Consider the following 2,124-nt stretch of genomic DNA (forward strand, 5'->3'; position numbering starts at 1 on the left):
TCATACCTTAATTATACATGCAAGCATGTATTTAATCAACATGGATTTCAACTTTCTTGAACTTCTTTAACATCAGACCGCCGAAAAAGGAGCCATAACAGTCATTCAACTGTTACAGCCCCTTTTCTGTGTAAGCAGTGCGGGGAAGGAAGCGATGATTTTCGGGACGGCACCATTGCGCCTGTGAATCGTGCGTTAAGCATTGTGAAAAAGCTTCGGAAAAACAAAAAAGCACCGCTTTTCGGGCGGCGCTGAAGATTTGCAGGCATGTCAGAGGGCGAGCAGGAAGAACAGATAATGGCAGAGACTGCCCGCCAGAACGAAGAGGTGGAACAGTTCATGGTTGCCAAAGCCGGTTTCAGCTTCACGGGCGAAGATCGGCTTCTTTGCGGCATAGATGAAGCCGCCGATGGTATAGAATATTCCGCCAAGCACCAGAAGAAACAGCTTTGAGCCGAGACTCTGTATCAGGGCCGGCAGAATGAAGATGCACAGCCATCCCATCGTGATGTACAGAACACTCGATACCCAGCGCGGGCAGGTGACGAAGAACAGCTTGAACAGGATGCCGGCGGCAGCAACCATCCAGATCAGCGCAAGCATCCATCTGGAAGGATAGAACAACGTCAGAATCGGCGTATAGGAGCCGGCGATCAGAATGAAGATAGAGCAGTGATCGATGCGCTTGAGCACCATATTTGCCCTGTAGGAAAGATTGAAGGCATGATAGGAAGCACTGGCGCCATAGAGCAGAATCATTGATGCCATGAAGATGGCAAGACTGATCAGTTCAGGCCTTGCCAGCGGGACCATGGCACCTTTGACCAGAAGGATCGGTGTCGCGATGATGGCGGCGAGAAAACCTGCAAAATGGGAGAGAGCGCTCCATTTGTCCTTGACGATAAAAATACCATGCTCCATTTCCGGTGAATAAACTGTCATAGCTACCTCCTGAACGGTTATTTAATAACTCATTACAGGATTATAATAACGGTTAACTAATAACTTGTAAATAGATAATTGATACTTGAAATAAAGTTTTCTTCAATTTATGATTTTGATATGACAGAAATGATGAAAGTGGAACTTCCTGAGTATCGCGAAATTCCGGATGTCGGTCTGTATCTGGATCAGGCTGTGAAGTACATCAATGGGATTCTGGAGCCGTATCCGGATCTGCAGGTGACCGGATCGATGTTATCAAACTATGTGAAGCTGAAGATTGTGCCGCGCGGCAGTCACAAGATGTACAGCCGTGATCAGATCGTGATGTTCCTGTTTGTGGCACTGGCGAAGCCGGTGCTTTCGATGGAGCAGATCCGGATGACATTTGAGCTGCTGGAAAAAAACAGTCCGGCTGACTGGTACCGGTGGTTCTCTGATTTCCTGGCAGGGAAAACAGGTGATGAAGAGAGTTCCGCCTGCGAGGAAAAGATTCTTCTGCAGAAGATCGTGACCGGAGTTCTGCAGAAGCTGGAGCTGGATCAGTACTTTGCGGAAGTGAAAAACCGCAGTGAAACGATGAAAGAAGAAACGAAGGCTGCCTGAGTCCATTTGATGCGCTCTGTCCTATAATTGAAGAAACCGGAAAGGGAGGCAGAGGACAGGCATGGAACTGAAGGACTTCAGTGAAAAGGAACAGCAGGAGATTCAGAAGGGACTCTCCACAGCAGAGATTACAGACAGGGAGGCGGCGGACAAGATTCTTGCCCTTGTGCCGGAAGGATGGATCCGGAAGATTCCGTTCTTCGTACGCAGGCATGCGACGACAAAGACGATCGAAAGGATTGCAGAGCAGTATCCGGAATTATAAAAAACGGCCGGGAAAACCCATGTGCTTCAGCCATGGGATGAAAGGCCGCTGTTACCGTATAATTTAAGCGGAAAGGAGGTAAAGTCATGTATCTGACGCAGACAAACTACATTCGGCATCTTCCAAAGGACCAGTACGAAGCGATCCTTGAGATGTGCTCGTATGCCAACAATCTGTACAATGCTGGACTGTATCAGATCCGTCAGTATTTCTTTGCGACGAACAAGTATCTGCGGTATGAAGAGAACTACCATCTTTGCAAAGATAATGAAAATTACAAGCTGCTGCAGGCCGGCATTTCTCAGCAGATC

Annotated in this window: 4 protein-coding genes; 3 read left to right on the forward strand and 1 reads right to left on the reverse strand. The window is 47.9% G+C overall.

The window, feature by feature from the left end; genetic code table 11:
* Window positions 1–270: 270 nt before the first annotated feature.
* On the reverse strand, window positions 271–942 hold the full coding sequence (gene trhA, locus C1714_RS13690; RefSeq protein WP_245305151.1) for a PAQR family membrane homeostasis protein TrhA: 672 nt from the start codon (window positions 940–942) through the stop codon (window positions 271–273).
* A gap of 120 nt (window positions 943–1,062) precedes the next feature.
* On the opposite strand from trhA, the gene C1714_RS13695 reads away from it, so the two are divergent.
* The 3 genes from C1714_RS13695 to C1714_RS13705 all read left to right on the forward strand — a co-directional run.
* Window positions 1,063–1,548 carry a DUF1836 domain-containing protein gene (locus C1714_RS13695; protein ID WP_102343790.1) on the forward strand — a complete coding sequence of 162 codons (486 nt, stop codon included), beginning with the start codon at window positions 1,063–1,065 and terminating at the stop codon, window positions 1,546–1,548.
* 61 nt (window positions 1,549–1,609) lie between these two features.
* Window positions 1,610–1,813 carry a hypothetical protein gene (locus C1714_RS13700; protein ID WP_210115365.1) on the forward strand — a complete coding sequence of 68 codons (204 nt, stop codon included), beginning with the start codon at window positions 1,610–1,612 and terminating at the stop codon, window positions 1,811–1,813.
* Between the two features lie 86 nt (window positions 1,814–1,899).
* Window positions 1,900–2,124: hypothetical protein (locus C1714_RS13705; protein WP_210115366.1), on the forward strand; the 225-nt coding region annotated here is incomplete at its 3' end.

This window comes from Galactobacillus timonensis, from assembly GCF_900240265.1.
In the GTDB taxonomy this organism is placed as follows: domain Bacteria; phylum Bacillota_I; class Bacilli_A; order Erysipelotrichales; family Erysipelotrichaceae; genus Bulleidia; species Bulleidia timonensis.

What these genes read in the sequence shown, in the direction of transcription:
- trhA (WP_245305151.1), bottom strand. Translation starts at nt 942, where the DNA reads ATGACAGTTTATTCACCGGAAATGGAGCATGGTATTTTTATCGTCAAG.
- C1714_RS13695 (WP_102343790.1), top strand. Translation starts at nt 1,063, where the DNA reads ATGACAGAAATGATGAAAGTGGAACTTCCTGAGTATCGCGAAATTCCG.
- C1714_RS13700 (WP_210115365.1), top strand. Translation starts at nt 1,610, where the DNA reads ATGGAACTGAAGGACTTCAGTGAAAAGGAACAGCAGGAGATTCAGAAG.